Genomic DNA, 25,417 nt, shown 5'->3' with positions numbered 1-25,417 from the left:
ACCCCAAAATTCTCAAACAAAACAGGCGCTTCGGCGCCTGTTTTGTTTTGTGCGGAAAATTCGATGCGATTGCATCGATTCGAGCCGCGCCATTTCCAGAGCGTTCTGCTCGCCATTCATCCATTTCGCGTCAGCCGACGAAAGCCGTTTCGATATTGAGACTGCGCGCCGAGTCACGTCACTCGCGCGTGGCCGATCCATCGAGCGGCCGCTGCTCATGAGCCCGCGAAGCGAAGCGGCGACCGGCTTCGCTCATCGTCTCGCAGATTGGCGGATTAAGCCAATGACTTGGCACGAGCCGCCAATGCTTAATAGTCTTACATTCATGTAATGTATCGATTCCTCGTGCCCTTAGCTTTGCAGGGCCGTTCGGTCCCGACGCCCCGGAAGGCGTCGGGACATTTTTTTTTGCGGCGCTGCTGTCGAGGAATTGGAGAATGCGGCAGACGTCACGGTGAACTACGCGATTACCACGGCATGACGCGCACTGCCGCACACGATTCCCTATGCAACCCGCCACTGAAACGTCGCGATTGCTACACTTTCCCTGCCTCCATCGCACAACGAGAGCGACCCTCGCATGCCGGAAAACCGCACCATCACGCTGCGCAACGCGACACCACACGACGCGGAACACATCGCTCGTTTGCACACGCTGAGCTGGCAGAACGCCTATAGCCATATCCTGCCGGCGGCCTATCTCGCCGATGAGGTGCCGACGGAGCACGCGACGCGGTGGCGAAACTATTTCGACCGCGCCGAAGCGGAGTGGGGCCTCGTGCTGATCGCCGAGTCCGACGGGGCTCCGGTCGGTTTCGTCAGCGCCGAAAGGCCGGTCGATCCGGCGCGCGGCGTCATGCTCGATTGCCTTCATGTGCATCCCGCGCATCACGGAAGCGGTACCGGCAAGCGCATGATCGAAGCCGTTCGCGCATGGGCCCGCCATATCGGCGAGGACAAGGTTCATCTTTCGGTACTCGACGGCAACGTCCGCGCGATCGGCTTCTACGAGCATAACGGCTGGCGGTTGGCAGGCGTCGAAACCAGCTTCATCGGCCGCACGGAGGTCGCCGACCGGATCTACGTGATCGATGCCGGCACCGAACCCCAAGGCTGCACGCTGCACGACCGATGCCGCTGAAGATGAAGCGGCGCGTCCGCTACTCGCCGCAATACCGCACGAGCAAATCTGCCTCCGTTTCATGCACCTCGACAGGCAGGCTCGTTGCCCCTGCAAATGCCAGATAGCGCGCGCGATGCTGACCGTTCCGGAACGACGCGATGCCGACTTTCGACAGGCCCGGAAGGCCAAGCAGCGTCCGCGTTCTCGTCTCGCGAAACGTGATGAAGGGCATGTCGGGAATCCGGGCTTCGGCCGGATCGAGGAAATCGCGGATGCCGGCGGCCTTGCCGGGCGCCCAGTATTGAACCGATGGCAGCACATAGTCGGTCGTGTCGCGATCGGCGCACGCGAGCAGCTTCGCCAGGTCGACCGTCACGACGCGATGCCGCGAGTCGTCGGACGCGAATACCCGTTTGAGATGTGTATAGGCATAGGCGGGGTGTCCCGGAAGCTGGATGATCCAGACATCGACGCCGTCATGTTGTGCCCGAGCGACTGTCATTGTTTCCTGAGGTGGGGCAAGCGTTTTTTGTGGCGGGAGTGTAGCAGCGCGGCTGCGACCGCGGAGCAGGCGGATACCCGGAATCGAGCCGGCGGCATCATGCGCGAAAGAACGCGGCGCGGAATCGATCACATAACGGGTATCGGTTACTGGACGGGTGCGGCCATGCATTTTCAGTCGCGGTCGACAGCTTGTGAGAATATCGCGATACTGCGTGTCTGCATGACGCGCGGTCCGGAATTCACACAAGATTCACGCGGCGCGTGAAACCGGACTGGCGTGGCACATCAATAAGAACCGAGAGAGCGGAGTGGCCGCAGAAAATCATGTCGCCTGAACTTGAGATCGAATATCTCGATTACCACTTCACAGCGACGCTCGAAACCCGGGAAACGGGGCGGGTCGCCGTGACCGAATGGCAACTGGATTCCGTTTCCCGAAGCAAGACGCTCGCATGGGTCGTGTTCGACCGTTTTCTGAAGCGCACCGACTTCGCCGACGAGGACGACGCGCGCGCCAGTATCGTCGACTGGCTGGAGCAGCTGGTCAGCCCGCGGGGCGCGCCGCTCGTCGAAATCCCAGCCGCGAAGGCGGTCGCAGCAGGTGCTGCCGCGGGTACCGCCAGTGCGGTCGCCAGCGATTCTTCAGTCGAAGAAACCATCAGCGACGTCGTCGTCGAAATCGCCAGCGATCTCGACTGGATCGACATGATTGCGGAATGGTTCACGGACGGCCCGGCGTAGCGTCGGATTTGCACCGTTCCATCCAGCAAGAGTGGGTTGGATCGTGAAACGTCGTTTCACGAAAATCCGGAAAGAAAAGCGCGGATTCACGGAAAGCGGCATCACGCCGCTTTGACGATGCATGCGCGATACCGGAGACTGGCGCGCGATTTGAAAATCGCCGATATAAATCAAAAAAATCCAGACTTGAAACATGAAAAGAAGAACGCTGCTGACCTCCGGCGCGATCGTCGCTGCCGCCAGTCTGGCAGGATGTACCGCGATGCTGTTCGAAAACGGCCGATACGAAGAGACGGTCGATCGATTCCTCGTCAGCGAGGACGGCAAGAAATTCGTCGTGCTCGGCAACCAGTATCACTACATCTTCGACATGCCCGCGCATCTCGGCGCCGTGCTGGCTTCGTCCTACCGGAAGTCGATCCAGGCGGCGCTCCATGGATTCGTCGCGCAGGGCAGCAAGATCTCGGGCGAATACCGGCTCGTGCTTTCCCGCGCCGGCATGACGGACGACGATTGGGCGCGTGCGCAGGCGGACGGCTTTACGACGTCCCGTCAAGGCGAGCTGAGCATGGAAGGCGCGCTGAACGGTTCGCGCTATCGGGCCGACGGGTTTGAGCAGGGCAAGGCGTGGTCGTCGTTTTCCCATACCTACACGATCGAGGTCGACGATCGCCTGACGAAGGGCGACAAGGCCGTTCGCGTGCTTGCGACGCCGGTCACGCTGGCGGCCGACGGCGTGATGATGATCGGGGCTGTCGTGTTGTTCCCGGTGATTGTCGTGGTCGCCGCGCCACTCGCCGGCGTCGCGCGCTGACCGCGAAGTGCCGCATGCGGTGCCGGCGCAGGCGGGCTTTCCGGTTGAAAGGGTGAGTTGCCGCACAGACGGTTGCACGGGCCACGATGACAATCTGGCCGGTTGACCGTTCTACCCCGGCCCGGTCAACCGTTACCCCGCTCGCTCGCGCAGGAGCGGGGGCTTTTTGGCCGCACGACGCATGCAAGCCGCGTCGGCGGAACCGGACAGGCGTTCGGCAGACGACGTTTCGCGTCCCGGCATCCGTTCGCCTGATCCGCATGAATCGCATTCCTCGTGCGTGAGCGATCGCTTGGGGCCGATCGCCGGTTGCGGCCGGCGATGCCTGGGTCCCGGCGGTACGCGGTTGCGCCGCCGGGATGCTTTTGATCCCGAACCCGCCACGGTCCGATCGCGCGTCACGCGCGTGTCAGCGCAATCAGCCTGCCTGCTCGACGCTGGTTTCCCAGCCATCGTATTCGCCGCCGAGCGAGTGCACCTCGCGATTGATCTCGAGTGTATGGTGCGTGATGTCGGCCAGCACCGTCGTACCTTCGTGCGCGAACCGCACGGCCGATTTGCCGTCCTCGGTGGGCGCGACCGATTCGACCAGATAGCCTTTCGACTCGGCCCAGTCGGCGAACTGGTGCGCGTCGCTGGGGTCCGGGAAGTAGGCCCAGTGCATCACGCGCCGGCTCACGTCGCTCACGTCGCCTTTCTGCCGCAGCGCCTCGAGCACGCGCATGTCGCGCATCAGTTGCCAGTCGTCGTCGGTCGGGTAGAGCGTGCGCCAGTACGTTTCCTTGTCCGGATCGTCCTGATAGGCGTACTGAAGTGCGTAGGTCGTCTGTTCGGCCAGCGAGTCGACGATCTCGCCCGCGGCTGCTTCGTCGAACGGCACGTAGAACAGGAAATCCTGGTTGCCGTCGACCGTGATGCGGCCGACCTGCACGCCGTTTTTCGCGGTCACCGCGGCGTCCAGCAGATCCTCGATCTTCGTGAGATCGGCGAATTCGTCACCGCTCGGCAGGCCGTCGGGCGTCGGATGCGCAAGGGTGACGCGCACGCTGAGCAGCGACGTGCGCGGGTCGCTTTCGGCGATTTCCGCAAAGCCGTGATTGAAGCTGATGAAGGCCTGATGGTCGCCCATTCTGGCAGGGAAGGTTCCCCAGGCGTCGGTCATGTGTTTCTCCCGTGCACGATTGTCTGTTGACGGTTGCAAAGCGTCCCAATGTATCATCGAAAATCGCGTTGGCCGAAGCTGCGTGCCTGGGTGATCGCGCGTCCGGCGGGTCCGGTGGCGATCGAATGCGTGCTGTCGCGCCATCGCCGGTTTCCATCGTCGGGCGTTCGCCCGGCCGCAACCGTTTCGAAGGAGATTCCGATGTCGATGTTCGCGGTGAATGGTGTCCGAATCGATGTGCGCAGTGCGCGTGTGACGCACGTGCGCTGGGCGGCCGTCAATCCGGCGGACCGGTCCTGGGCGGCGACGCCGAGCGAGGCGTCGGTGGCGGAAGTGGCACGTGCGCTCGCGGCCGGCAACGACGTTCGCGCCGTATTTGACGAAGCGGACGGCACAGCGGTGGGGCCGCGGCTGAAGCGCGTGCTGTATCGCGACGCGTCGGAGGGGATCGAACTCGACATCGATGCGACGAGCGAGTCGCGCACGTTGCGCGACCTTCCGCAGATCTGAGCGGCGATCGGCGCGTGTTCCGCGAGCCGTGCCATCGCGCACGAGGCCATGCCCGGATGCGCGATCGCCCCATTGGAGGTCGCCCCCTGCCTGATGCTCGCGCGTTGTCGGGCCGAACCTGTTCCGGCGCCTGTCGCGAACAAAAAAATGTCGTCCGGCGTGTCGATTTCCGTCGAGTCCGTCCGTCGTAGCATCGGAGGCGTGCGCATCGTGCGTCCGTCCCGATTTCCGACACGATACCGACTGAAGGAGCGACACCCATGACCACATCCGTCAATCCGATCCCGGAAGGGATGCGCACGCTGACGCCGCATCTGATCTGCGCCGGCGCCGCCGCAGCCATCGACTTCTACAAGCGCGCGTTCAACGCGACCGAACGGTTCCGCCTGCCGACCCCGGACGGCCGGCTCGCGCACGCATGCCTCTCAATCGGCGATTCGACGCTGATGCTCGTGGATGAAATGCCGGAGCACGGCGCACTCGGGCCGAAGACGCTGAAAGGCACGCCGGTCTGCCTGCACCTGTTCGTGCCGGACACCGACGCGGCGATCGCGCAGGCCGTCTCGGCCGGCGCGACAGTCACGATGCCGGCCGCCGACATGTTCTGGGGCGATCGCTATGGGCAAGTGGAGGATCCGTTCGGCCATCGCTGGTCGATCGCGACCCACCAGCGCGACCTGACGCCCGAGCAGATCGCGGAAGCGATGGCGAGCGCGCCGCCGTGCGGAGCCTGACCGGGCCGGGCGAATCCGGTTGAACGCGACTGAACGTGGCTCATGGCCGCGCGTATCGGCGCGCGGCTCGTCCGCGTTCAGGTGCCGGCGGCGTTGCTTCGCTGCTTGTCCGCGGGTTCGTACCTGTGCCGATCGGCCGATGCGAGCCGGTCGGCGACCGCGCGATGCCGCGCGGGATCGTATGTCGCTCGGCGAGCCGGGCGGCGTGCTTCGCTTCTGTCGATACCGCAACGCTCGACGAGCGCCCGTCGAGCAGCATCACGCATGCTCCATCGTGCTGCCACCACGCGTTGTAGCCGTGTCGATGCGATACGGACGCTTCACGCGTCGTGCGTTGCTGCCGGCCATGCAATTCGACGCCCGGTGCTCAAGCTGTCCGACGTGATGCCGTAAACAGGGCAAGATCAATCGTTCATCCCACGCACCATGGTTCGAATTCTGTACGCGGGGTATCTCGCGTTGGCGCTGTATCTGCTCTATCCGATGGTCCAGAACACGTTGACCTTCAGTGCCGACTGCGTACTCGACGCGTTGCCTGGCGGTACGCGCGATCGGCCGAAGCCTTCGGCAAGCGATGCGCGTGCGCATGCCGGACGGTGCGTCGCGGCCACGCAGATCGCCGAGCGCTCGCCCGACATCCACTGATTTCAACTGATTCCAGCGATCGCGGCGCCGTCACGCCCGGTGTGCAGGCCATTCGGCCAGGTTGATCGCCATGCAATGCGCACCGATCATTGACGACATCACGACGCGGATGTGCGACGACGGCGCGCGTCGGCCGCGTCGCACGCGAACGGCGCCTGTGATCGCGTGCGGCGAAGCGTCAGTACGACGAGCGGTACGGCGTGCCCTGGTCGAAGCGGCTTTGCCAATGCGCGAGGTAGCGCGACGCGAGTTGCGGATTGTTCCAGACCACGACGACGTTTTCGGAATTGCGGCTGGCTGCCGAAGCGCTGTAGTTGAACGAGCCCGTCTCGACATGTTCGGCATCGATCACGAGGTACTTGTCGTGGTGGATCGCATAGGCGTCGATCGTGCGCGTCGGAATGCCCGCGTTGACGAGCAGGTTCAGCGCCTGCTTGCTGCTCTTCGCGCGATTGCCCTTGTCGTCCACGACGACCGCGACATTCACGCCGCGTCGCTTCGCGGCGAGCAGCGCGCGCGTGACGGGCGGCGACGTGAACGAGTAGGCGGCCACGCGAATCGAGGTGCGCGCGGCACCGATTGCCTTCAGCACGAGTGCCTCCGCACCGCCATCGGGCGAAAACGCCGATTCGACCGATTGCGTGGCGGGCGCTTCATGGGTCGGGGTCGGCAGCAGTTGCGCGATGAAGTCGAACGCCTGCTGCAGCAGCGATTCGTTGTGCGTCTTGCCGAAGGCGGCGAAGGGTGTGGCGAGGAGGGAAGCAGCGAGGCAGGCGGCGGCGAGGCGTTTGCGCGACAACATCTTGGACAGCGAATCTTTTTTGAGACAGCGGGCCGTGAGTGTAACGCAGACACGGCGGCGTGGTCACGCCCGGATGTGAATGGAAGACGCTGGATGGCTGTCTGCAGCGCTCGACGTGGTGATGTTCATCATGCCGCGCCGCGCCTGCATCGGCTCGGCAGTCGTGCCGGGTGACGGAAGTCGATGCGGTGCGCGCGTGTGCGCAGGCGGCACGGTCCCTGCGTGACGAACGGCACGCACGTGCGGGCGCAGGGTCGATGCGGCGTGCGATCGACGAGACGGGAACGGCAGGCAGGGCGCGGCAACACGAACGATGCGCGTCGAGCGAAGACGCATGCAACACGCGCACGCATGATGGCCGCGCCGCGCTGTCATGGGCGTACCCATGTGCGTACGGCCGGCGCTCAGCGCGACGCGTCACGCATCGTGCGTTCCGGCCACCTCGTGCGCGACCCAGCCGGGCCCGGGTTCCGGCTGCACGTGGCGCGGGTCGAGCGGCTCACCGCACGCCGAGCACACCGCGACCGCATGCATCAGCTGGCCACAGGTGCGATGGCGCAATTGCACCGGCGGCCCCTGGCCGTCGTCCTTCCAGCGATCGCCCCAGGTCATCAGCGCGAGCAGGGCCGGGTACAGGTCGAGGCCTTTTTCGGTCAACCGGTATTCGAAGCGCGGCGGGCGTTCCTGATACGCGCGCTTGACCAGTACGCCTTCGTCGACGAGGCGCGCGAGCCGCTCGGCCAGTACGTGACGCGTGAGGCCCAGCTGCGTCTGGAATGCATCGAAGCGGCGGCAGCCGAGAAAGGCGTTGCGCAGGATCAGCATGGTCCAGCGATCGCCGAGCACGGCAAGCGTGCGCGCGACCGAGCAGTTCAGCGTACCGATGTCATCCCATTTCATGATCGAGTCTCGTGCGACGGTTCAGCGAAGGAGTGGGTTCGATTATAGAACTGACCTTCGGTTGCACCGGGTGCCGGCTGCATTGACAAGCCCGGCGCGCTTATCAATAATCAGTTCCAATTTGGAACTTACTCGCGCGGCGACGCGCGTTCAATCAGGAGACAACCCGATGAATCCGCTTTCCCTGTCCGGTCTCGACCTGCTGCGCGCGGCGGCGGCGGGCGACGTGCCGCTCGCGTCGATCTCGGAGACGATCCCGATGCGGCCGCTGGGCGTCGAGCTCGGTTACGTGAAGTTTTCGGCGCGGGCGGACGGCCGGCACCTGAATCCGCTCGGCGGCGTGCACGGCGGATTCGCCGCGACGGTGCTCGACTCGGTCACGGGCTGCGCGGTGCATTCGATGCTCGACGCGGGCGTCGGCTACGGCACGGTCGACCTGCACGTGAAAATGCTGCGTCCCGTGCCGCGCGACGTCGACCTGATCGCCGAAGGGCGTGTGATTCACCTGTCGCGTTCGCTCGGTGTCGCGGAAGGCACGCTGAAGACGCCGGACGACAAGATCGTCGCGCACGCATCGGCGACCTGCTTCATTCAGCGGCCGCAGTAACGGGAGGCGTGGCGTCGTTACGCCCGGCGCGGCCGTCCGGCGCCATCCACCGGACGACGCGCGCGAAGGCGGCCGTATCCGTATCGGCGAGGGCTGAACGCACATCGAAGGCCGCCTGTAAGTGAACGCATCGGCCATCTGAAGCATTCGCTTCAGTGTGATAGCGTTTCTGCTTTCCACTGACGCGACAGGAACAGCATGGAATACCGCACACTCGGCGATTCGGGCATCGAGGTCAGCCTGATCGGTCTCGGCACGATGACGTGGGGCGAGCAGAATTCGGAGCGCGACGCGCACGAGCAGATCGATTACGCGCTCGGGCAGGGCGTCACGCTGATCGATGCCGCGGAAATGTACCCGGTCCCCCCGAAGCCCGATACCCAGGGCCGCACCGAGCAGTACATCGGCACCTGGCTCGCGCAGCATCGTGCGCAGCGCGACCGGATCGTGCTCGCGACGAAGATCGCGGGCCCGGCGCGGCAGCCGCACAATCCGCGCCATATTCGCGGCGAAGGCAACCAGTTCGATCGCACGAACCTGACCGAGGCGCTCGACGGCAGCCTCAAGCGCCTGCAGACCGATTATGTCGACCTGTACCAGCTGCATTGGCCCGATCGCAGCACGACGACGTTCGGCCGCCCCGCGTATCCGTGGGTCGACGATGCGTATACGGTGCCGATCGAGGAAACGCTCGGCGTGCTCGCGGAATTCGTGAAGGCCGGCAAGATCCGCGCGATCGGCGTGTCGAACGAAACGCCGTGGGGCGTCGCGCAGTTCCTGCGCGCGGCCGAGAAGCTCGGGCTGCCGCGCATCGCGAGCATCCAGAATCCGTACAGCCTGCTGAACCGCACGTTCGAGAACGGCCTGTCCGAATTCACGCATCGCGACGGCATCGGCCTGCTCGCGTATTCGCCGCTCGCGTTCGGCTGGCTGTCCGGCAAGTACGAGAACGGCGCGCGTCCGGCCGGCGCGCGCATCACGCTGTTCGAGCGCTTCCAGCGATACAGCAAGCCGCAGGCGGTCGAAGCGACGTCGCGCTACGTCGCGCTCGCGCAGCGCCACGGGCTGTCGCCCGCGCAGCTCGCGCTCGCGTTCGTCAACAGCCGGCCGTTCGTGCGCAGCAACCTGGTCGGGGCGACCTCGCTCGCGCAACTGAAGGAGAACATCGGCAGCATCGGCGTGAAGCTGTCCGACGAGATCCTCGCCGAGATCGACGCGCTGCACGAGCTGCAGCCGAATCCGGCGCCGTAAACGTCACGGTAAATGGCGCGCGGCACGGATGCCGCGCCGTCGTTTGGTTCGCGAGCGCGGTCAGCGCATCCCGAGCCGCGTGCGCGCGACCAGCAGTGCGATGAGACTCAACACAGCGCAACCGATCAGGTACAGCGCCGGCGACAGCCGGTTGCCGGTCGCGCTGATCAGCCACGTGATCACGAACGGCGCGAAGCCGCCGAACAGCGTGACGCCCGTGTTGTAGCTGACGGCGAGACCGGTCGCACGGGTCTGCGACGGAAACAGCTCGGCCATCAGCGCCGGCAGCGCGCCGCAGTACGTCGCCTTCAGCAGGCCGATCCAGATCAACGCGGCGAGCATCGTCGCGAACGACGCGTGATGCGTGAGCCACGCGAACGTCGGCCAGACGGTGACGAGCATCAGCACGGCGGCTGCCGCCATCACGCGGATCCGTCCGGTGCGATCGGACAGGTGGCCGACGAGCGGCGTGACGAGCGTCAGCACGAAACCGGTCGCGAGCGTCGCCGCGAAGCCCGTCGATGCCGGCAGCCCGAGCTGCTTGATCGCGTACGTCGGCATGTACAGCACCATGTAGTTGATCGCGGTCGAGATCACGAGCACGCCGATCGACAGCAGCACGCGCATCTTCTGGTCCGCGAACAGTTCGCGCACGGGCGCTTCCGAGCGCGCCTGCGTCTTGAACTCGATGCCTTCGTCGACGTAGCGGCGGATGTAGAGCCCGACCGGGCCGATCGCGAGGCCGAACAGGAACGGCACGCGCCAGCCCCAGCTTTCGAGTTGCGCGGTGCTCAGCGTCGACGTCAGCAGTGCACCGAAGCCCGATGCGAGCAGCGTCGCGAGACCCTGGCTCGCGAACTGCCAGCTCGACATGAAGCCGCGCCGCTGCGGCGCGTGTTCGACGAGGAACGCAGTCGAGCTTGCGAATTCGCCGCCGGCGGAAAAGCCCTGCATCAGCCGCGACAGCATGATCCCGAGCGGCGCGAGGATGCCGATCGACGCATAGGTCGGCATCAGCGCGATCAGCAGCGTGCCGGCCATCATCATCGCGATCGACAGCAGCAGCGACGCCTTGCGGCCCGCGCGGTCCGCGTAGGCGCCGAGCACGAAGCCGCCGATCGGCCGGATCAGGTAGGACAGCCCGAACGTGCCGAGCGTGAGCAACAGCGAGGTCGCCTCGCTCGTCGCGGGGAAGAACAGCTTGGCGATCGTCACCGCGAAAAAGCCGTAGACGATCAGGTCGAACCATTCGAGCGCGTTGCCGATCGACGCGGCGAAGATGATGCGGCGGATCTTCGCGGTGCTGGGGCGCGCGGCGTCCTGCGAGGTCAGGGTGGTCGTATTCATCGTGTGAGCAGTCCCGAGAAAGGGGGCGAAGCGCGTTACAGGGCGGCGCCGGCCGCGGCGGGTGCCGCGCGGCGAACGGGCGGCGCGGCGTCGCCGAGATCCCAGAAGAGGCCGGCCATCATCTGCAGTCCTTCCCGCACGACGCTCGCGAGCAGGTGCTCGTCGGGCGCGTGCTGCGAGCACGCCGGATACGAGTGCGGCACCCACAGCGTCGGCAGCCCGAGCATGTCGGCGAACACTTCGTTCGGCAGCGTGCCGCCGAGGTTCGGCAGGATCGCGGGCTTCTTGCCGGTCGTGCGCGCGAGCGACGCGACGGCCCAGCGGACCCACGGATCGTCCGGCGGCAGGCGCGTCGCCGGTGCGCCGCGTTCGACGTCGATCTCGATGTCGGCGAAGCCGTGCGCATCCAGATGCGCGCGCAGGTGCGCATGCAGCGCCTCCCAGTCGGTGCCGACCACGAAACGCAGCTGGCAGTGCGCATACGCGACGGGTGGAATCGCATTGACCGGATGGTCGGGATTGCCGGCCTTGAACGCGAGGATCTCGAACGTATTCCAGCCGAACACGCGCTCGGCGGCGGAGAGGCCCGGCTCGCCCCAGTCGGCGTCGAGCGCCGGATCGCCGGGGCCGCCGCCGACGGACAGGTCGGCGAGCGCGGCGCGCACGGCGGCCGGGATCGGCGGCGGGCGCAGCCCCGCGACGCGGATCGCGCCGCGCGCGTCGACGAGGCTTGCGAGCGCATTCGCGAGCACGGTCGCCGGGTTGCGCAGCAGGCCGCCCCAGTTGCCCGAGTGATGGCCGCCGTCGCGGGCGCGCAGGCTGAGCTTGAAGTTGACGGAGCCGCGCGAGCCGAGGAACACGGTGGGGCGTTCGGCGGTGACGCGCGGCCCGTCGGACGCGATCAGCACGTCGGCCGCGAGCGTGTCGCGCTCCTGGCGGCACAGTGCGTCGAGGCCCGGCGACCCCGTCTCCTCGCCCATCTCGATCAGCAGTTTCGCGTTGAAGCCGAGCCGGCCGCCGCGCGCGGCGAGCACGCTCGCCAGCGCGGCCAGGTTGATCGTGTGCTGCCCCTTGTTGTCGGCACTGCCGCGGCCGTACCAGCGATCGCCGTCGACGGTCAGCGTCCACGGCGACAGCGGCGCACGCCATTGCGCGTCGTAGCCGCGCACGACGTCGCCGTGGCCGTAGATCAGCACGGTCGGCAGCGCGTCGTCCTCGTGGCGCGAGGCCAGCAGGAACGGGCCGCCGCCGTCGGCCGGATTCTCGACGATCCGCGACGTGAAGCCGAGGCGCGCGGCCTCCGGTGCGATCTCGTCGGTCAGGTAGGCGCGCAGCGCGGCGCCCGAGCCGCTGTCCTGGCTTTCGGTGCGCAGGCCGACGCGGCGGCTCAGGGTCGTGAAGAACGCGCCCGATTCGAACTGGTTCAGCGCGTGCTGGATGGCGGCGGTACGGCTCAAGACGACCTCCTGTATCGGTTTTCCGGCGGGCGCGGCGCGCATGACCGGGAGTGCGATCGATTCTAGGAAGCCGTTTTTTTTGTCACAATGATCGAATTTCGAACATTTCTTTGCCGAAAAGGCAAAGCAGAGCGGCCTGGGCGACAGGCCCGGGGCAGAACGATGGCGGCTTTCCTGCATGGTCTTGCGTTGCGGTATTTCGTCGAAGTCGCGCGTACCGGGTCGATCAGCGACGCATCGGCGCGGCTGCACGTGGCCGTCTCGGCGATCAGCCGGCAGATCGCGAAGCTCGAAAGCGAGCTCGGCGCGCCGCTGTTCGAGCGCCGGCCGCGCGGGATGGCGCTGTCGGAGGCCGGCGAACGGTTGCTGGGCTTCGCGCAGCGCAGCCTGCTGGAGGCCGAGCACGTGATGAAGGAAATCGGCGGGCTGGAGGCGCTGCACGGCAGCCTGCTGAAGGTCGCCTGCTCGGAAGGGTTCGCGATCGATTTCCTGCCGGGTGCGCTCGCGGGCTTCAAGGCGCGCCACCCGGGCGTCGATTTCTCGGTGTGGGTCGTGTCGCCGGCGGAGGCGACGCGGCGCGTGCGCGACGGCGATGCCGACATCGGGCTGACGTTCAGCCTGGCGCCGGAGCAGGGCGTACGCGTCGAACACACGGAGCGTGCGCCGGTCTTCGCGCTCGTGCGGCGCGACCATCCGCTCGCGGCGCGCGACTCGGTGTCGCTCGCCGATGTCGCCCGGCACCCGCATGTGCTGCCCGAGGCCGGCACGACGGTGCGCCAGCTGATCGACATCGCGTGCGTGCTCGACGGGCTCATGCTCGAGCCGGAACTGACCAGCAACAACACCGCGGTGATGTACCGCTACGCGCAGCGTACCGGCGCGGTCATGTTCACCGGGCTGCTGTCGGTACGGGACCGCTTCGACGCGGACGGCTTCGTCGTCGTGCCCGTCACGAACCCCCAGCTGCGCGAGCGCAGCATCCAGGTGCAGACCATGGCGGGGCGCGATCTGCCCGCGTCGGTGCGCGCGTTTCGCGACCATCTGATCGACGTGATGAGCGCCGCGTCGCCGCCCCCGGTTGCCGCGCGCGGCCCGGGACGCCCGGGCGTGAGATAATCGCGAATCCGCCTTCCGTGCCCGTGCGGCTCGCCGAGCCGCATCGCCCCTGTTCGACGCCAAATTGAAGAACCTGATTGTCACCCTCGATCGCGCCGGCGAGTTCGACGAGATCATCGACGTGCGCACACCGCTCGAGTTCGCCGAGGACCACATCCCCGGCGCGCTGAACGCGCCCGTGCTCAGCAACGAGGAGCGCGTGATCGTCGGCACGATGTACCGTCAGGTGTCGCCGTATGAAGCGACGCGCGTCGGCGCGGCGATGGTCGCACGCAACATCGCGCGCCATCTCGACACCACGTTTGCAGACCGTCCGCGCAACTGGCGGCCGCTGATCTACTGCTGGCGCGGCGGCAAGCGCTCGGGTTCGATGACGACCTGGTTCAACCTGATCGGCTGGCAGGCGCGCCAGCTCGACGGCGGCTACAAGGCGTACCGCCACTCGGTGTGCGCGACGCTCGACACGCTGCCGACGCGGTTTCGCTATATCGCGCTCGTCGGTCATACCGGCTGCGGCAAGACGCGGCTGCTGAACGCGCTGCGCGACGAAGGGGCGCAGACGCTCGATCTCGAGGCGCTCGCGCGCCACCGCGGCTCGCTGCTCGGCGCGCTGCCGGGCCAGCCGCAACCGTCGCAGAAGGGCTTCGATTCGGGGCTCGTCGAGACACTCGGGCGTTTCGACCCCGAATGGCCGGTGTTCGTCGAATCGGAAAGCCGCAGGATCGGGCTCGTGCACCTGCCGATCGCGTTGATCGACGCGTTTCACGCCGGGCCGTGGGTGCAGGTCGAGGCGGCGCACGACGAACGCATCGCGTTTCTCCTTGACGACTATGCCCACCTGTTCGACGAGCCGGCCGCGTTCAAGGCGCAGCTCAATCGGCTGATCGGCCTGCACAGCCGTGACGAGGTGGCGCACTGGCATGCGCTGATCGATGCCGACGCGCGGGCCGAGCTGTTCACCGAACTGATCGACAAGCATTACGATCCCGCCTATGCGCGCACCTACCGCGCCACGTACAACAAGCCGAACCGCGCACTGGCGTTCACTTTCCGGCCGAATGCGGCCGACGGGCGCGAGCAGGCGCGCGCGCTGCTCGACGCGCTCGCGCAGGCCGGGCTACCGGCCTCGCCCGCCGCCGGCGGGGCGGCGCGAGCCGACACCGACCACAACCCTACGACCACCGCACGATGACGACCACACGCACCCAACCCAGTCCGGCGCTCGGCTGGCTGACCTTCCTGCTGATCGCGGTCGCGGGACTGTTCTACGTGAAATGGTTCCCGTACTACAACAAGGCGTTCGTCGCCGCCGAGCATCATTCGATCGGCCAGTCGATCCTGATGGGCACGTCGGCGAGCGCGCCCGAGCCGTCGCTGAAGGCGGCGCTCGACTACGCATGGGCGTATGGCAAGGCGATCTGGCAGGCCATGGTGCTCGGCCTGCTGCTCGGCTCGGCCGTGCAGGCGCTGCTGCCCGCGCACTGGGTCGCGCGCGTGCTCGGCCGCACGGGCTTCGGCAGTGTCGCCGCGGGCGGCCTGCTGTCGCTGCCGGGCATGATGTGCACGTGCTGCGCGGCACCGGTCGTCGCGGGCCTGCGTGCGCGGCACGCGTCGCCGGGCGGCGCGGTCGCGTTCTGGCTCGGTAACACGGTGCTGAATCCGGCCGCGCTGGTGTTCATGGGCTTCGTGCTCGGCTGGCACTGGAGCGCGTTGCGGCTCGTGCTCGGCATCGCGATGGTGTTCGGGATCGGCTATCTGCTGAACCGCATCGCGCGTCCCGAGGACCGCAGTATCGGCGACGCGCAACTCGCCGCGCTGGTGGCCGAACAGGCTGCCGCGGGCAATCCGTTCGTCCGCTGGATGAAGCTGCTCGCCCGCATGGCCGTGCGGCTCGTGCCCGAATACATCGTGCTCGTGCTGCTGCTCGGCGCGGCGCGCGCGTGGCTGTTCCCGCATATCGGCCCGGACATCGGCAACCATCTCGGCTGGATCATCGCGTTCGCGGTCGCGGGGACGTTGTTCGTGATCCCGACGGCCGGTGAAGTGCCGATCATCCAGGCGATGCTGTCGCTCGGCATGGGCGTCGGCCCGGCCGCCGCGCTGCTGATGACGCTGCCGCCGATCAGCGTGCCGTCGCTCGCGATGCTCGCGCGGTCGTTCAAGCCTTACATGCTGGCGATCGTCACGGGCCTCGTCGTCGTGTTCGGGATCGTGAGCGGGCTGCTCGCGATCGCATTCGGGTTCTGACGGACTCGCGGACGGGACGGCGAGCGGGCGCGACGGCCGGACACGTCCGGCTCGCGTGGCCGATCGAGGCGCGGGGCACGACATGCCCGGCTGCCGGCGACCGGACCCTGCGCGATGGCCGCCGCGGCGTGCGCCGACCGGTCCCGTCGCATGACCGTCGTATTCATCCGGCGCCGCCGCCTCACGCGCGCGGTGCCCTTTACAAGAAGCAAACAGGAAAACGCATGACCCAACCGAAGATTCATCCTCGACTCGAAAAGGCGCTGACACGTGGCGATCTCGCGATCCGCCAGGCCAATTCCGCGCGGGCGACTGCCGTGCTGAACGCGCTCGGCACGATGATCATCGAAGCCTCCGCCACGATCGGCGTCGAGGCCAGCATCGAGATTCCGCAGGGCGACCGCATCTACGATCCGGTAAATGGCCTGTGGCCGCAGAAGATGCTGGTGTCGTTCGACGGTCCGGTCGACGAAGCCGACGCCGAAGAATTGCGCGCGGTCTATCTGGTTGCCGACGATCCGGGTACGCAGTTCCGCGTCGAATGGCATCGCGCGGACGGCAAGCTCGGCCGCCACGAAGGCGGCCCGCTGGCGACCGTCGCATTCCTGACCGACGTCGAGATTCCGTGGAGCGACGACGACGAGTAACGCCGCCGCCACTTCGTCGCAGCGAGCCGGCGCGCCGTGCGCGCCGGACGTCAGCGCATCATGCGCCGCCGGAACAGCCATGCGGAGACGATGAATCCGCCGACCGCATAACCGGCGAGCACCGCGAGATGCAGGCCGGCGTCCGTCGCCGGCCGGCCGAGCATCGCGGGCCGGATCAGTTCGACCGCGTTGGCGAGCGGCAGCACGTGCGCGGCATGCTGCGCGATCGGCGGCAACTGCGTGATCGGGAAGAACACGCCCGACAGCAGCAGCATCGGCGTCAGCACGAGCGTCTGATAGAACATGAAGAAGTCGTAGGACGGCGCGAGCGCGGTGACGATCATCGCCGTGCTCGCGAACGCGAGGCCGGCGAGCACGATCACGGGTAGCGCCGCGAGCATCGACGGAAAGCGCGCATAGCCGAGCAGGCCCGCGACGAGCATGATCGCGACGCCCGACAACAGCGCCTTGCTCGCCGCCCAGACGATCTCCCCGAGCACGATGTCGCCCAGCGCGAGCGGCGTGTGCATGATCGCTTCCCAGGTACGCTGCACGTGCATCCGCGAGAAGCCTGAATACATCGACTCGAAGCTCGCGGACATCATCACGCTCGAACCGACCGTGCCGGCCGCGAGGAACGCGATATACGACACGCCGTCGACGTGGCCGAGCATCAGGCCGAGCCCGAATCCCAGCCCGAACAGGTAGATCATCGGATCGGCGAGATTGCCGAACAGCGACGCGAGCGCGAGCTTGCGCCACACGAGGTAGTTGCGCCGCCACACGGCGATCCAGTTGGTGGCATTCGCGGGCAGCGCGACTGCGAAGCGTGATTCGCGTGGCGGTGCGGACGGCGCGGCGGCGGAATAGTTGCGTGCGTCCATGAGATCAGTCCTGCATTTCGCGGCCCGTGAGCCGCAGGAACACGTCTTCCAGATTGGCCGGACGATGCAGATAGCGCAATCCCGTGCGACCCTTGAGCCGGGCGCTGAGCGGCTCGGGATCGCTCACGTAGCAGAACAGCGTCTCGCCGCTGATCTCGGTGCGTTTCGCGAACGGCGTCAGCTCGTCGCGCAGCGCGACCGGGTCCGGCCCGTAGATCTCGATCACGTCGCAGCCGATCTCAGATTCGATCAGCGCGTGCGGCGCGCCTTCGGCGATCTTGCGGCCTTCCTCGATCACGCACAGCCGGTCGCACAGGCGCTCGGCTTCCTCCATGAAATGCGTGGTGATCAGGATCGTCTTGCCGCGCGCGAGCAGCGAACGCAAGCGCTCCCACATCAGGTGCCGCGCCTGCGGATCGAGCCCCGTCGTCGGCTCGTCGAGCACCAGCACGTCCGGATCGTTGACGAGCGCGCGCGCAAGCGTCAGGCGGCGCTTCATGCCGCCCGACAGCTCGCCGACCTTCGCATCGGCCTTGTTTTCCAGCTTCGCGAATTCGAGCAGCGGCTGCACCAGCGCGCGTGAAGCCTGCGCCGACATCCCGAAATAGCGGCTGAACACGAGCAGGTTTTCGCGGACCGTGAAGTCGGGGTCGAGGTTGTCGAACTGCGGGACGACGCCGACGCGCTGGCGCGCATGCCGCGCGCGTGACGGAACCGGCTCGCCGCACAGTGAAATGGTGCCGGCGTCGGGATACACGAGGCCGAGCAGCATCTTCAGCGTCGTGGTCTTGCCGGCGCCGTTCGGCCCGAGCAGGCCGTAGCATTCGCCGGCCTGCACGTGGAAGGACAGGCCGTTGACGACGAGCTTGTCGCCATAGCGCTTTTCGACGTTCCGGAAATCGATCGGTGCAACGGACATGGGCAGGTTGTCGTTGTAGGCAGGCGCGGACGCGTTTCGCGGCCGGCCGGATGGGCATGCCGCTCGGCGAACGGATCGGGCGAATGCGTGTCACATGGGCATGACCGGGGCGAACGCACGTCGAGGACACGAACGGGCCATTCTAGTGCATCGGCTGCGTCTCTTCAGGGCGCGCACGCGCGCGACGGTGCATGCGCGCACGGATCGTGCACCGCATCATCGCCGACGCGCCCCGCGTGGCGAATCAGCGTTTTCCATCCCTTGCGTCCGGAATTGCGGCGCACCATGATGAGTGCATAGGGCACGTTGTCGCGATAGGGAGGTCTCATGGCTAGCTACAACAAGATTCTGCTGTGCTACGACGGCACGCTCGAAGGGCGCAAGGCCTTGCGGTGCGGTGCGAATCTCGCGCTGGACCTGAAGGCGGAAACGCATTTGCTGTCGGTCGTCGACATGCGCTCGAGCATCGCGCAAAGCGCGGGGCTGCTGACCGACGTCGCCTGCGGCCGCTTCGAGGAAACCGCGCGCGAGATCCTGCAGGAAGGCGTGAACTGGCTGCGCGAGCGTGGCGTCCAGGCGGAAGGCCATTTTGCGTTCGGTTATCCGATCGACGAAATCGCAAATCTCGCGACCGAGTTGAAGGCCGACCTCGTCGTTGTCGGCCATCGGTGCCGCAGCGGATTGTCGAGATGGTGGATGGGGTCGGGCAATACGCAACTGCTCGATCGCGTGAACTGCAGCATTCTGGTCGCGTGTTCGTCGGCGGAAGAGCAAAAGGCCGAGATCGCGCGCGAACGCGAAGCGGCCACCGCGAGCGGCAAGTGACACTGTGATCGTGTGACCGGCCGGGTTGTCCTGCGACTCGCGCCGGTCGCTCGCCATGCCGCCGCAGGGGCATCGATCCCGATCGCGACCGCTCACGCGTGCAGGTCGATCGCGGACAGCTTCCACGAAAACAGGCCGAAGCGGTGGAAGATCGCCGCATAGCGCGTGCCGTCGGCACTGCGCTGGTAGGTCACGACAAACTCATCGATATTCCGGTAGCCGGCGCTCGTTTGCTGCGGATGGCGCGTGTCGCCCGGGCCGGCTGGCGCGGATGCGGGGGCCGGCGCGGACGCGACCGAGGCATTGCTGCCCGGTACGGGGGTGCTCGCCGGATTGGCCGGCGGTGCGGCCGATGCGTTGCCAGACGCACCACTCGACGGTGGGCCCGACCATTCGGGTGGCCGCTCGCCCGGATTACCGCGCGGGGGAATGCCGCTCATCAGCGCCGCGACGCCTTCCGGTGTCGCATACGCATCGACGAGCGGGCCGATCAATGCAGAGCCGATCAGCGCGCCAATCACCGCGAACGGGTTGTCCTTCTTCACCGCGTCGATCCGGTGCATCAACTCTTCCGTGACCTGCTGCTTCAGGCTGATGCGCAGCGACGGAAAATCGACATATTCGCTGACCGATTGCGCATCGCGCGCATCGATCGCCGATTTCAGGCGACCGAGCGCGACATACGGCGATGCGTACGCATAGCCGATCGCTACCAAAACGGCGACGGCCAGCACGACGATCAGCAGGGGCTTGAGCCGCCACGCGCGGCCGGAAGATCCAGTCACGATGCCTCCGGTGCGGACAGGTTCCGCAATCAGAGACCGCCGTGCGTGGCCGATCGTTCCTCGTCGATGCAGCGATCGATCATCCGGCACACGGCATCGATCGTCCCGACCATGATCAGGCGCGACCGGCCGTGATACACGCGCACGGGCGCACGGCGCGCCGGTTCCGCGTGATGCAGGCCGGCGTTCAGCGAGACCCGTGCGAAGGCGGGAAGCGCTGAGGGCAGCAGCGACGCCTGCCGTTCAACTGCGACTTCTTGGCTCACCACGGGCGCCGCGGCGGACAGCGGCGCGCAGGGCGTGCGGCCGCGCAGGTGACGCAGGCGACCGAATTGACGGAAAGGCAGCAAACGGGAAAGGCGTTCCATGATGTTCTCCTCAGCGAGACCGATTGTCAGAGTTCGCCCGAGCGGATCAGCCCGACGGCGATGCCTTCCAGCGCGAATTCCGCGCTGCCGGCCTTGACGAAGATGTTTTCGTAATCCGGGTTCTCCGCGATCAGCTCGAGGCCGCCTGGCCGGCGCATCAGGCGCTTGACCGTGACGTCGTCGCCAAGCCGCGCGACGATGATCTGGCCGTCCTTCGCTTCCGTGCGCTTCTGCACGGCGAGGAGGTCGCCGTCGAGAATGCCGGCGTCGCGCATCGACAGGCCGCGCACCTTCAGCAGGTAGTCGGGCTTGCTGGTGAACAGCGCGGGATCGCACGCGTAATGCTGCGAGATGTGCTCCTGCGCGAGGATCGGGCTACCGGCCGCCACCCGGCCGACGAGCGGCAGCGACAGTTGCATCAGGCCGGCATGCGGCAGCGTGAACTGATGGGGGGCGTCGTCGATGCCGAGCAGGCGGATGCCGCGCGACGCGCCGGCGGCCAGCTCGATCACCCCTTTGCGCGCCAGCGCCCGGAGGTGTTCCTCGGCCGCATTCGGCGAGCTGAAGCCCAGCTCTGCCGCGATCTCGGCGCGCGTGGGCGGGAAACCGGAGCGTTCGATCGCGCGGCGGATCAAGTCGAACACTTGCTGCTGACGGGCGGTGAGTTTGGTCATGGCTGAACTGTATGGATAGACAGTGAGCTGTATTTTTATACAGTACTTCGCGAATTTCAAGTGTTACTTGAGGTTCGACGCGATCGCGCCGGTTCCGACGTGATTTCGTGACGCCCGGACGCCGGTTCATCTGCCTCAACCGTCCATCCCGTCTGCGTTAGCACTTTTGAGTATTAAAAAATAAGGAACGATTATTTTTAATCATGTAACCCGTTCGCTAGACTGGCCCGACATCGCAATACCGACAACACTGGAGAACCAAGGATGGCGAAGCGCAATACGGGGCTGGTGGGCGGAGTGGGCCGCCTGATCGCAACACTCGCGCTGGGCGCGGCGGCGGCGCTGGGCGTCGCGACGCATGCCCAGGCCGATACGACGTTCCTGAACGTGTCCTACGACCCGACGCGCGAGCTGTACCAGGACTTCAACCAGGCGTTCGGCAAGGCGTGGAAGGCGCAGACGGGCGAGACGGTCAACTTCAAGCAGTCGCATGGCGGCTCGGGCGCGCAGGCGCGCTCGGTGCTCGACGGCCTGCAGGCCGACGTCGTGACGCTGGCGCTCGCCTACGACATCGACGCGATCGCCAACAAGGGGCTCGTCAACAAGGACTGGCAGAAGCGCCTGCCCGACAACGCATCGCCGTACACGTCGACGATCGTGTTCCTGGTGCGCAAGGGCAACCCGAAAGGGATCAAGGACTGGGACGACCTGACCAAGCCGGGCATCTCCATCGTCACGCCGAACCCGAAGACGTCGGGCGGGGCGCGCTGGAACTACCTGGCCGCATGGGCATACGCGGTCCACAAGCCGGGCGGCAACGAGCAGAGCGCGAAGGAATTCGTGACGAAGCTCTACAAGAATGCGGGCGTGCTCGACTCGGGCGCGCGCGGTGCGACGACGAGCTTCGTGCAGCGCGGGATCGGCGACGTGCTGATCGCCTGGGAGAACGAGGCGTTCCTGTCGATCAAGGAATTCGGCACCGACAAGTTCGAGATCGTCGTGCCGTCGGTGAGCATCCTGGCCGAGCCGCCCGTTGCCGTGGTCGACAAGGTGGTCGACAAGAAGGGCACGCGCAAGCTGGCCGAGGCCTACCTGAATTTCCTGTACAGCCCGCAGGGCCAGGAAATCGCGGCGCGCAACTACTACCGTCCGCGTTCGAAGAATGTGCCGGCGGAGCTGACGAAGCAGTTTCCGAAGCTGAAGCTGTACACGGTCGACGACACGTTCGGCGGCTGGACGAATGCGCAGAAGACGCATTTCGCGGACGGCGGCGTGTTCGACTCGATCTACAAGCCGCAGTAACGCCAGGCAGCAAACCATAACGACAGCGGCGCGCCACGACAGCGCGCCGCATCCCCGACGGCCCGCCGGCGCGACTCCCCGCGCCGGCGTTTGCGTCGGACCCGTGAGCAGCAACGACCCAGCAAGAGCATCCGATGACGACGTACACCTTTCGCAAGCCGAGCGCGCTGCCCGGTTTCGGCGTGACGCTCGGCATCACGGTGGCCTATTTGAGCCTCGTGGTGCTGATCCCGCTCGCCGCCACGTTCCTGAAGACCGCGACGCTGTCGTGGGACCAGTTCGTCACCGCCGTCGCGTCGCCGCGCGTACTCGCGTCGTACCGGCTGACGTTTGCCTCCGCGCTCGGCGGCGCGGTGATCAATGCCGTGTTCGGCTTTCTCGTCGCGTGGGTGCTGGTGCGCTACACGTTCCCGTTCAAGCGGCTCGTCGACGCGATCGTCGACCTGCCGTTCGCGCTGCCGACGTCGGTCGCCGGCATCTCGCTGGCCGCCGTCTACGCGACCAACGGCTGGGTGGGCCAGTATCTCGCGCCGTTCGGCATCAAGATCGCGTTCACGCCGGTCGGCGTGCTGGTGGCGCTGACCTTCATCGGGCTGCCGTTCGTCGTGCGCACCGTGCAGCCCGTGCTCGAGGATTTCGAGCGCGAGCAGGAAGAGGCCGCCGCGTGCCTCGGCGCAACGCGCTGGCTGACGTTCCGCCGCGTCGTGCTGCCGGCCGTGCTGCCCGCGCTGCTCACCGGCTTCGCGCTGGCGTTCGCGCGCGCGCTCGGCGAGTACGGGTCGGTGATCTTCATCGCCGGCAACGTGCCGATGAAATCCGAGATCACGTCGCTGCTGATCATCACGAAGCTCGAGCAGTACGACTACGCGGGCGCGACCGCGCTGGCGGTCGTGATGCTGGTCGTGTCGTTCCTGATGCTGCTGCTCATCAACACGCTGCAGTGGTATCTGCAGCGCCGCACGAGCAAGGGCGCGAGCGGCCCCGCGCCCGCGACCGTCACCGTTGCCGCGACTGCCGCCGGAGGCCAGCAATGAGCCAGGAGTCCACCGCCGTGCTGAACCACCCGTCCGCCGCGCGCGTGCGCGCCGCGAAACAACCGGATCCCGTCAGCGAGCCGCGCGCCGTGCGCTGGCTGCTGATCGGCGTCGCGCTGGCGTTCCTCGCGTTCTTCCTCGTCGTGCCGCTCGCCGCGGTGTTCTTCGAGGCGCTGCGCAAGGGCGTCGGCTTCTATCTCGAATCGCTCGCGGATCCCGACGCATGGTCGGCGATCAAGCTGACGCTGACCGTCGCCGTGATCGCGGTGCCGCTGAACCTCGTGTTCGGCGTGTGCGCGTCGTGGGCGATCGCGAAGTTCGAATTCCGCGGCAAGGCGTTGCTGACGACGCTGATCGACCTGCCGTTCTCCGTGTCGCCGGTGATCTCGGGCCTCGTCTACGTGCTGCTGTTCGGTGCGCAGGGCTGGCTCGGGCCGTGGCTGCAGGGCCACGACGTGCAGATCATCTTCGCGGTGCCGGGCATCGTGCTCGCGACGATCTTCGTCACGTTCCCGTTCGTCGCGCGTGAACTGATCCCGCTGATGCAGGCGCAGGGCACCGACGAGGAGGAGGCCGCGCGCGTGCTGGGCGCGTCGGGCTGGCAGATCTTCCGGCGCGTGACGCTGCCGAACGTGAAGTGGGGCCTGCTGTACGGCGTGATCCTGTGCAATGCGCGCGCGATGGGCGAGTTCGGCGCGGTGTCGGTCGTGTCCGGCCACATCCGCGGCGTGACCGACACGATGCCGCTGCACGTCGAGATCCTGTACAACGAATACAACTTCGCGGCGGCGTTCGCGGTGGCGTCGGTGCTGGCGCTGCTCGCGCTCGTCACGCTCGCGCTGAAGCTGCTCGCCGAGCGTCACCTCGCCGCCGAACTGGCCGGCGCACGCGATGACGTTCCCGCTCATGCCGGCCCCGCCGCCGCCATTTCGTCGAAATCGTAAAGAGGCAACCAGAATGGGTATCACCGTCCGTCACCTTCAGAAGCGCTTCGGCGATTTCACCGCGCTCGACAACGTGTCGCTCGACTTTCCGCCGGGCGAGCTCGTCGCCCTGCTCGGGCCGTCCGGTTGCGGCAAGACCACGCTGCTGCGCGTGATCGCGGGCCTCGAGCACGCGGACGCCGGCCAGGTCGTGCTGCAGGGGCTCGACGTCGCGTCGGTCGGCGCGCGCGAGCGCCAGGTCGGTTTCGTGTTCCAGCATTACGCGCTGTTCCGCCACATGACCGTGTTCGAGAACGTCGCGTTCGGGCTGCGCGTGAAGCCGCGCCGCGAGCGGCCGTCGGAAGCCGTGATCCGCGAGAAAGTGCACGAACTGCTGAAGCTCGTGCAGCTCGACTGGCTCGCGCAGCGCTACCCGTCCGAGCTGTCGGGCGGCCAGCGCCAGCGGATCGCGCTGGCCCGCGCGCTCGCGGTCGAGCCGAAGGTGCTGCTGCTCGACGAGCCGTTCGGCGCGCTCGACGCGAAGGTGCGCAAGGAACTGCGCGGCTGGCTGCGGCGCCTTCACGACGACCTGCACATCTCGACGATCTTCGTCACGCACGACCAGGAGGAGGCGCTGGAAGTGGCCGACCGGATCGTCGTGCTGAACCGCGGTCATGTGGAGCAGGTCGGCAGCCCGCAGGACGTCTACGATCATCCGCAAAGCGCGTTCGTCTACGAATTCCTCGGTGCGGCGAACCGGTTGCCGGGCACGGTCGCCGGGCGCGGCTTCGTGGCCGAGGGGGCGGCCGCGCCGATCGCGGTCGACGCCGATTTCGCGGGCCCCGCGAACGCATACGTGCGGCCGCACGACCTGCAGCTGTGGCCGGCCGGCGACGACCATCGCGACGGCATCGCGGTCGACGTGCGCCGTGTGATCCCGCTCGGCGGCTCGGTGCGGGTCGAACTCGAGGCGCGCACGGGCGGCGCACTCGAAGCGGAACTCGATCGCGACGCGTGGCGTGCGCTCGCGCTGCAGGTCGGCGACGGCGCGACGGCCGTGCCGCGCGCGGTCCGCGTGTTTCCCGCGCACTGACGC

General features: G+C 66.9%; 29 protein-coding genes. 17 read left to right on the top strand and 12 right to left on the bottom strand.

All coding sequences use genetic code 11. The features are described 5' to 3' along the window. Nucleotides 1-580 precede the first annotated feature (580 nt). Nucleotides 581-1,141: a GNAT family N-acetyltransferase gene (locus U4012_RS15530; protein WP_321799698.1), complete on the top strand. Its 561-nt coding sequence runs from the start codon at nt 581-583 to the stop codon at nt 1,139-1,141. A 19-nt stretch (nt 1,142-1,160) separates the two neighbouring features. Here U4012_RS15530 and U4012_RS15525 read toward each other — a convergent pair whose 3' ends face one another. Beyond that, nucleotides 1,161-1,625, bottom strand: coding sequence for a plasmid fertility inhibition factor family protein (locus U4012_RS15525; RefSeq protein WP_044845051.1), 465 nt, complete (start codon nt 1,623-1,625; stop codon nt 1,161-1,163). Nucleotides 1,626-1,951: 326 nt separating this feature from the next. Between U4012_RS15525 and U4012_RS15520 the strand changes: the two genes are divergently transcribed. Continuing rightward, nucleotides 1,952-2,368, top strand: a complete 417-nt coding sequence (locus tag U4012_RS15520; protein WP_321799697.1) for a hypothetical protein — start codon at nt 1,952-1,954, stop codon at nt 2,366-2,368. A gap of 193 nt (nt 2,369-2,561) precedes the next feature. Further along, the gene (locus tag U4012_RS15515) at nt 2,562-3,182 is read left to right on the top strand and encodes a hypothetical protein (RefSeq protein ID WP_321799695.1); all 621 of its coding nucleotides are present in this window, start codon (nt 2,562-2,564) and stop codon (nt 3,180-3,182) included. Between the two features lie 418 nt (nt 3,183-3,600). On the opposite strand, the gene U4012_RS15510 is transcribed toward U4012_RS15515, so the two are convergent. Further along, nucleotides 3,601-4,344 (bottom strand): DUF695 domain-containing protein, encoded by a 744-nt coding sequence (locus tag U4012_RS15510; protein WP_044845048.1) that lies wholly within the window; start codon nt 4,342-4,344, stop codon nt 3,601-3,603. Nucleotides 4,345-4,545: 201 nt separating this feature from the next. Here U4012_RS15510 and U4012_RS15505 point away from each other — a divergent pair, with 201 nt between their 5' ends. From U4012_RS15505 to U4012_RS15495, 3 genes are all read left to right on the top strand, one after another. Then, complete coding sequence (locus U4012_RS15505) at nt 4,546-4,854, top strand: hypothetical protein (RefSeq protein ID WP_044845154.1); 309 nt, start codon at nt 4,546-4,548, stop codon at nt 4,852-4,854. Between the two features lie 260 nt (nt 4,855-5,114). Next, the gene (locus tag U4012_RS15500) at nt 5,115-5,588 is read left to right on the top strand and encodes a VOC family protein (RefSeq protein ID WP_321799691.1); all 474 of its coding nucleotides are present in this window, start codon (nt 5,115-5,117) and stop codon (nt 5,586-5,588) included. A gap of 426 nt (nt 5,589-6,014) precedes the next feature. Further along, nucleotides 6,015-6,233 (top strand): hypothetical protein, encoded by a 219-nt coding sequence (locus tag U4012_RS15495; RefSeq protein ID WP_124485550.1) that lies wholly within the window; start codon nt 6,015-6,017, stop codon nt 6,231-6,233. A gap of 178 nt (nt 6,234-6,411) precedes the next feature. On the opposite strand, the gene U4012_RS15490 is transcribed toward U4012_RS15495, so the two are convergent. Together U4012_RS15490 and U4012_RS15485 are read right to left on the bottom strand one after the other, a co-directional pair. Further along, complete coding sequence (locus tag U4012_RS15490) at nt 6,412-7,035, bottom strand: phospholipase D family protein (RefSeq protein WP_321799688.1); 624 nt, start codon at nt 7,033-7,035, stop codon at nt 6,412-6,414. A gap of 417 nt (nt 7,036-7,452) precedes the next feature. Continuing rightward, nucleotides 7,453-7,935 carry a winged helix-turn-helix transcriptional regulator gene (locus U4012_RS15485; RefSeq protein ID WP_044845044.1) on the bottom strand — a complete coding sequence of 161 codons (483 nt, stop codon included), beginning with the start codon at nt 7,933-7,935 and terminating at the stop codon, nt 7,453-7,455. A gap of 169 nt (nt 7,936-8,104) precedes the next feature. Between U4012_RS15485 and U4012_RS15480 the strand changes: the two genes are divergently transcribed. Next, entirely contained in the window at nt 8,105-8,542 is a 438-nt protein-coding gene (locus U4012_RS15480; protein ID WP_006757989.1) for a PaaI family thioesterase, read from the top strand. Nucleotides 8,543-8,740: 198 nt separating this feature from the next. Next, entirely contained in the window at nt 8,741-9,793 is a 1,053-nt protein-coding gene (locus tag U4012_RS15475; protein ID WP_321799686.1) for an NADP(H)-dependent aldo-keto reductase, read from the top strand. A gap of 60 nt (nt 9,794-9,853) precedes the next feature. Here the strand turns inward: U4012_RS15475 and U4012_RS15470 are convergent, their stop codons facing one another. Together U4012_RS15470 and U4012_RS15465 are read right to left on the bottom strand one after the other, a co-directional pair. Continuing rightward, nucleotides 9,854-11,140 carry an MFS transporter gene (locus tag U4012_RS15470; RefSeq protein WP_124522215.1) on the bottom strand — a complete coding sequence of 429 codons (1,287 nt, stop codon included), beginning with the start codon at nt 11,138-11,140 and terminating at the stop codon, nt 9,854-9,856. Between the two features lie 35 nt (nt 11,141-11,175). After that, nucleotides 11,176-12,597, bottom strand: coding sequence for a M20 family metallopeptidase (locus tag U4012_RS15465; protein WP_321799683.1), 1,422 nt, complete (start codon nt 12,595-12,597; stop codon nt 11,176-11,178). A 162-nt stretch (nt 12,598-12,759) separates the two neighbouring features. Between U4012_RS15465 and U4012_RS15460 the strand changes: the two genes are divergently transcribed. From U4012_RS15460 to U4012_RS15445, 4 genes are all read left to right on the top strand, one after another. Next, a complete protein-coding gene (locus U4012_RS15460) occupies nt 12,760-13,713 on the top strand; it encodes a LysR family transcriptional regulator (protein WP_124485544.1) in 954 nt (317 codons plus the stop codon). A 64-nt stretch (nt 13,714-13,777) separates the two neighbouring features. After that, complete coding sequence (gene mnmH / locus U4012_RS15455; RefSeq protein ID WP_044843617.1) at nt 13,778-14,905, top strand: tRNA 2-selenouridine(34) synthase MnmH; 1,128 nt, start codon at nt 13,778-13,780, stop codon at nt 14,903-14,905. Then, nucleotides 14,902-15,960, top strand: a complete 1,059-nt coding sequence (locus tag U4012_RS15450; RefSeq protein ID WP_321799679.1) for a permease — start codon at nt 14,902-14,904, stop codon at nt 15,958-15,960. The genes mnmH and U4012_RS15450 overlap by 4 nt, the downstream gene beginning before the upstream one ends. A 224-nt stretch (nt 15,961-16,184) precedes the next feature. Next, the gene (locus tag U4012_RS15445; protein ID WP_044843615.1) at nt 16,185-16,607 is read left to right on the top strand and encodes a hypothetical protein; all 423 of its coding nucleotides are present in this window, start codon (nt 16,185-16,187) and stop codon (nt 16,605-16,607) included. Between the two features lie 50 nt (nt 16,608-16,657). Here U4012_RS15445 and U4012_RS15440 read toward each other — a convergent pair whose 3' ends face one another. The 3 genes from U4012_RS15440 to U4012_RS15430 form a co-directional block, all read right to left on the bottom strand. After that, on the bottom strand, nt 16,658-17,491 hold the full coding sequence (locus tag U4012_RS15440; protein WP_044843614.1) for an ABC transporter permease: 834 nt from the start codon (nt 17,489-17,491) through the stop codon (nt 16,658-16,660). Between the two features lie 4 nt (nt 17,492-17,495). Then, on the bottom strand, nt 17,496-18,410 hold the full coding sequence (nodI, locus tag U4012_RS15435) for a nodulation factor ABC transporter ATP-binding protein NodI (protein ID WP_044843613.1): 915 nt from the start codon (nt 18,408-18,410) through the stop codon (nt 17,496-17,498). A gap of 164 nt (nt 18,411-18,574) precedes the next feature. Continuing rightward, a complete protein-coding gene (locus U4012_RS15430; RefSeq protein WP_185500322.1) occupies nt 18,575-18,739 on the bottom strand; it encodes a hypothetical protein in 165 nt (54 codons plus the stop codon). Between U4012_RS15430 and U4012_RS15425 the strand changes: the two genes are divergently transcribed. After that, nucleotides 18,738-19,235: a universal stress protein gene (locus U4012_RS15425; RefSeq protein ID WP_044843612.1), complete on the top strand. Its 498-nt coding sequence runs from the start codon at nt 18,738-18,740 to the stop codon at nt 19,233-19,235. The genes U4012_RS15430 and U4012_RS15425 overlap by 2 nt on opposite strands. Nucleotides 19,236-19,327: 92 nt before the next feature. Here the strand turns inward: U4012_RS15425 and U4012_RS15420 are convergent, their stop codons facing one another. Genes U4012_RS15420 through lexA form a run of 3 tightly spaced genes read right to left on the bottom strand, consistent with a single transcriptional unit; the run spans nt 19,328 to nt 21,062 of the window. After that, nucleotides 19,328-20,020 (bottom strand): DUF2939 domain-containing protein, encoded by a 693-nt coding sequence (locus U4012_RS15420; RefSeq protein ID WP_321799676.1) that lies wholly within the window; start codon nt 20,018-20,020, stop codon nt 19,328-19,330. Nucleotides 20,021-20,049: 29 nt separating this feature from the next. Further along, nucleotides 20,050-20,388: a hypothetical protein gene (locus U4012_RS15415; RefSeq protein WP_044843610.1), complete on the bottom strand. Its 339-nt coding sequence runs from the start codon at nt 20,386-20,388 to the stop codon at nt 20,050-20,052. 26 nt (nt 20,389-20,414) lie between these two features. After that, a complete protein-coding gene (lexA, locus tag U4012_RS15410) occupies nt 20,415-21,062 on the bottom strand; it encodes a transcriptional repressor LexA (RefSeq protein WP_006754655.1) in 648 nt (215 codons plus the stop codon). 264 nt (nt 21,063-21,326) lie between these two features. On the opposite strand from lexA, the gene U4012_RS15405 reads away from it, so the two are divergent. The 4 genes from U4012_RS15405 to U4012_RS15390 all read left to right on the top strand — a co-directional run bounded on the left by U4012_RS15405 (nt 21,327) and on the right by U4012_RS15390 (nt 25,414). Continuing rightward, nucleotides 21,327-22,364, top strand: a complete 1,038-nt coding sequence (locus U4012_RS15405; protein ID WP_257773160.1) for a sulfate ABC transporter substrate-binding protein — start codon at nt 21,327-21,329, stop codon at nt 22,362-22,364. 134 nt (nt 22,365-22,498) lie between these two features. Continuing rightward, on the top strand, nt 22,499-23,398 hold the full coding sequence (cysT, locus tag U4012_RS15400) for a sulfate ABC transporter permease subunit CysT (RefSeq protein ID WP_044843608.1): 900 nt from the start codon (nt 22,499-22,501) through the stop codon (nt 23,396-23,398). Next, nucleotides 23,395-24,342 carry a sulfate ABC transporter permease subunit CysW gene (gene cysW, locus U4012_RS15395; RefSeq protein WP_321799673.1) on the top strand — a complete coding sequence of 316 codons (948 nt, stop codon included), beginning with the start codon at nt 23,395-23,397 and terminating at the stop codon, nt 24,340-24,342. Before cysT ends, cysW begins: the two co-directional genes overlap by 4 nt. Before the next feature lie 13 nt (nt 24,343-24,355). After that, on the top strand, nt 24,356-25,414 hold the full coding sequence (locus tag U4012_RS15390) for a sulfate/molybdate ABC transporter ATP-binding protein (RefSeq protein WP_044843606.1): 1,059 nt from the start codon (nt 24,356-24,358) through the stop codon (nt 25,412-25,414). Nucleotides 25,415-25,417: the final 3 nt, after the last annotated feature.

The sequence above is a fragment of the Burkholderia sp. BCC1988 genome (assembly GCF_905339895.1).
Taxonomy (GTDB): Bacteria; Pseudomonadota; Gammaproteobacteria; order Burkholderiales; family Burkholderiaceae; genus Burkholderia.
Note: the sequence above shows the minus strand (reverse complement) of the source record. Positions and strands in the feature narration are given on the sequence as shown.

What these genes read in the sequence shown, in the direction of transcription:
- U4012_RS15530 (WP_321799698.1), top strand. Translation starts at nt 581, where the DNA reads ATGCCGGAAAACCGCACCATCACGCTGCGCAACGCGACACCACACGAC.
- U4012_RS15525 (WP_044845051.1), bottom strand. Translation starts at nt 1,625, where the DNA reads ATGACAGTCGCTCGGGCACAACATGACGGCGTCGATGTCTGGATCATC.
- U4012_RS15520 (WP_321799697.1), top strand. Translation starts at nt 1,952, where the DNA reads ATGTCGCCTGAACTTGAGATCGAATATCTCGATTACCACTTCACAGCG.
- U4012_RS15515 (WP_321799695.1), top strand. Translation starts at nt 2,562, where the DNA reads ATGAAAAGAAGAACGCTGCTGACCTCCGGCGCGATCGTCGCTGCCGCC.
- U4012_RS15510 (WP_044845048.1), bottom strand. Translation starts at nt 4,344, where the DNA reads ATGACCGACGCCTGGGGAACCTTCCCTGCCAGAATGGGCGACCATCAG.
- U4012_RS15505 (WP_044845154.1), top strand. Translation starts at nt 4,546, where the DNA reads ATGTCGATGTTCGCGGTGAATGGTGTCCGAATCGATGTGCGCAGTGCG.
- U4012_RS15500 (WP_321799691.1), top strand. Translation starts at nt 5,115, where the DNA reads ATGACCACATCCGTCAATCCGATCCCGGAAGGGATGCGCACGCTGACG.
- U4012_RS15495 (WP_124485550.1), top strand. Translation starts at nt 6,015, where the DNA reads ATGGTTCGAATTCTGTACGCGGGGTATCTCGCGTTGGCGCTGTATCTG.
- U4012_RS15490 (WP_321799688.1), bottom strand. Translation starts at nt 7,035, where the DNA reads ATGTTGTCGCGCAAACGCCTCGCCGCCGCCTGCCTCGCTGCTTCCCTC.
- U4012_RS15485 (WP_044845044.1), bottom strand. Translation starts at nt 7,935, where the DNA reads ATGAAATGGGATGACATCGGTACGCTGAACTGCTCGGTCGCGCGCACG.
- U4012_RS15480 (WP_006757989.1), top strand. Translation starts at nt 8,105, where the DNA reads ATGAATCCGCTTTCCCTGTCCGGTCTCGACCTGCTGCGCGCGGCGGCG.
- U4012_RS15475 (WP_321799686.1), top strand. Translation starts at nt 8,741, where the DNA reads ATGGAATACCGCACACTCGGCGATTCGGGCATCGAGGTCAGCCTGATC.
- U4012_RS15470 (WP_124522215.1), bottom strand. Translation starts at nt 11,140, where the DNA reads ATGAATACGACCACCCTGACCTCGCAGGACGCCGCGCGCCCCAGCACC.
- U4012_RS15460 (WP_124485544.1), top strand. Translation starts at nt 12,760, where the DNA reads ATGGCGGCTTTCCTGCATGGTCTTGCGTTGCGGTATTTCGTCGAAGTC.
- U4012_RS15450 (WP_321799679.1), top strand. Translation starts at nt 14,902, where the DNA reads ATGACGACCACACGCACCCAACCCAGTCCGGCGCTCGGCTGGCTGACC.
- U4012_RS15445 (WP_044843615.1), top strand. Translation starts at nt 16,185, where the DNA reads ATGACCCAACCGAAGATTCATCCTCGACTCGAAAAGGCGCTGACACGT.
- U4012_RS15440 (WP_044843614.1), bottom strand. Translation starts at nt 17,491, where the DNA reads ATGGACGCACGCAACTATTCCGCCGCCGCGCCGTCCGCACCGCCACGC.
- nodI (WP_044843613.1), bottom strand. Translation starts at nt 18,410, where the DNA reads ATGTCCGTTGCACCGATCGATTTCCGGAACGTCGAAAAGCGCTATGGC.
- U4012_RS15425 (WP_044843612.1), top strand. Translation starts at nt 18,738, where the DNA reads ATGGCTAGCTACAACAAGATTCTGCTGTGCTACGACGGCACGCTCGAA.
- U4012_RS15430 (WP_185500322.1), bottom strand. Translation starts at nt 18,739, where the DNA reads ATGAGACCTCCCTATCGCGACAACGTGCCCTATGCACTCATCATGGTG.
- U4012_RS15415 (WP_044843610.1), bottom strand. Translation starts at nt 20,388, where the DNA reads ATGGAACGCCTTTCCCGTTTGCTGCCTTTCCGTCAATTCGGTCGCCTG.
- lexA (WP_006754655.1), bottom strand. Translation starts at nt 21,062, where the DNA reads ATGACCAAACTCACCGCCCGTCAGCAGCAAGTGTTCGACTTGATCCGC.
- U4012_RS15405 (WP_257773160.1), top strand. Translation starts at nt 21,327, where the DNA reads ATGGCGAAGCGCAATACGGGGCTGGTGGGCGGAGTGGGCCGCCTGATC.
- cysT (WP_044843608.1), top strand. Translation starts at nt 22,499, where the DNA reads ATGACGACGTACACCTTTCGCAAGCCGAGCGCGCTGCCCGGTTTCGGC.
- cysW (WP_321799673.1), top strand. Translation starts at nt 23,395, where the DNA reads ATGAGCCAGGAGTCCACCGCCGTGCTGAACCACCCGTCCGCCGCGCGC.
- U4012_RS15390 (WP_044843606.1), top strand. Translation starts at nt 24,356, where the DNA reads ATGGGTATCACCGTCCGTCACCTTCAGAAGCGCTTCGGCGATTTCACC.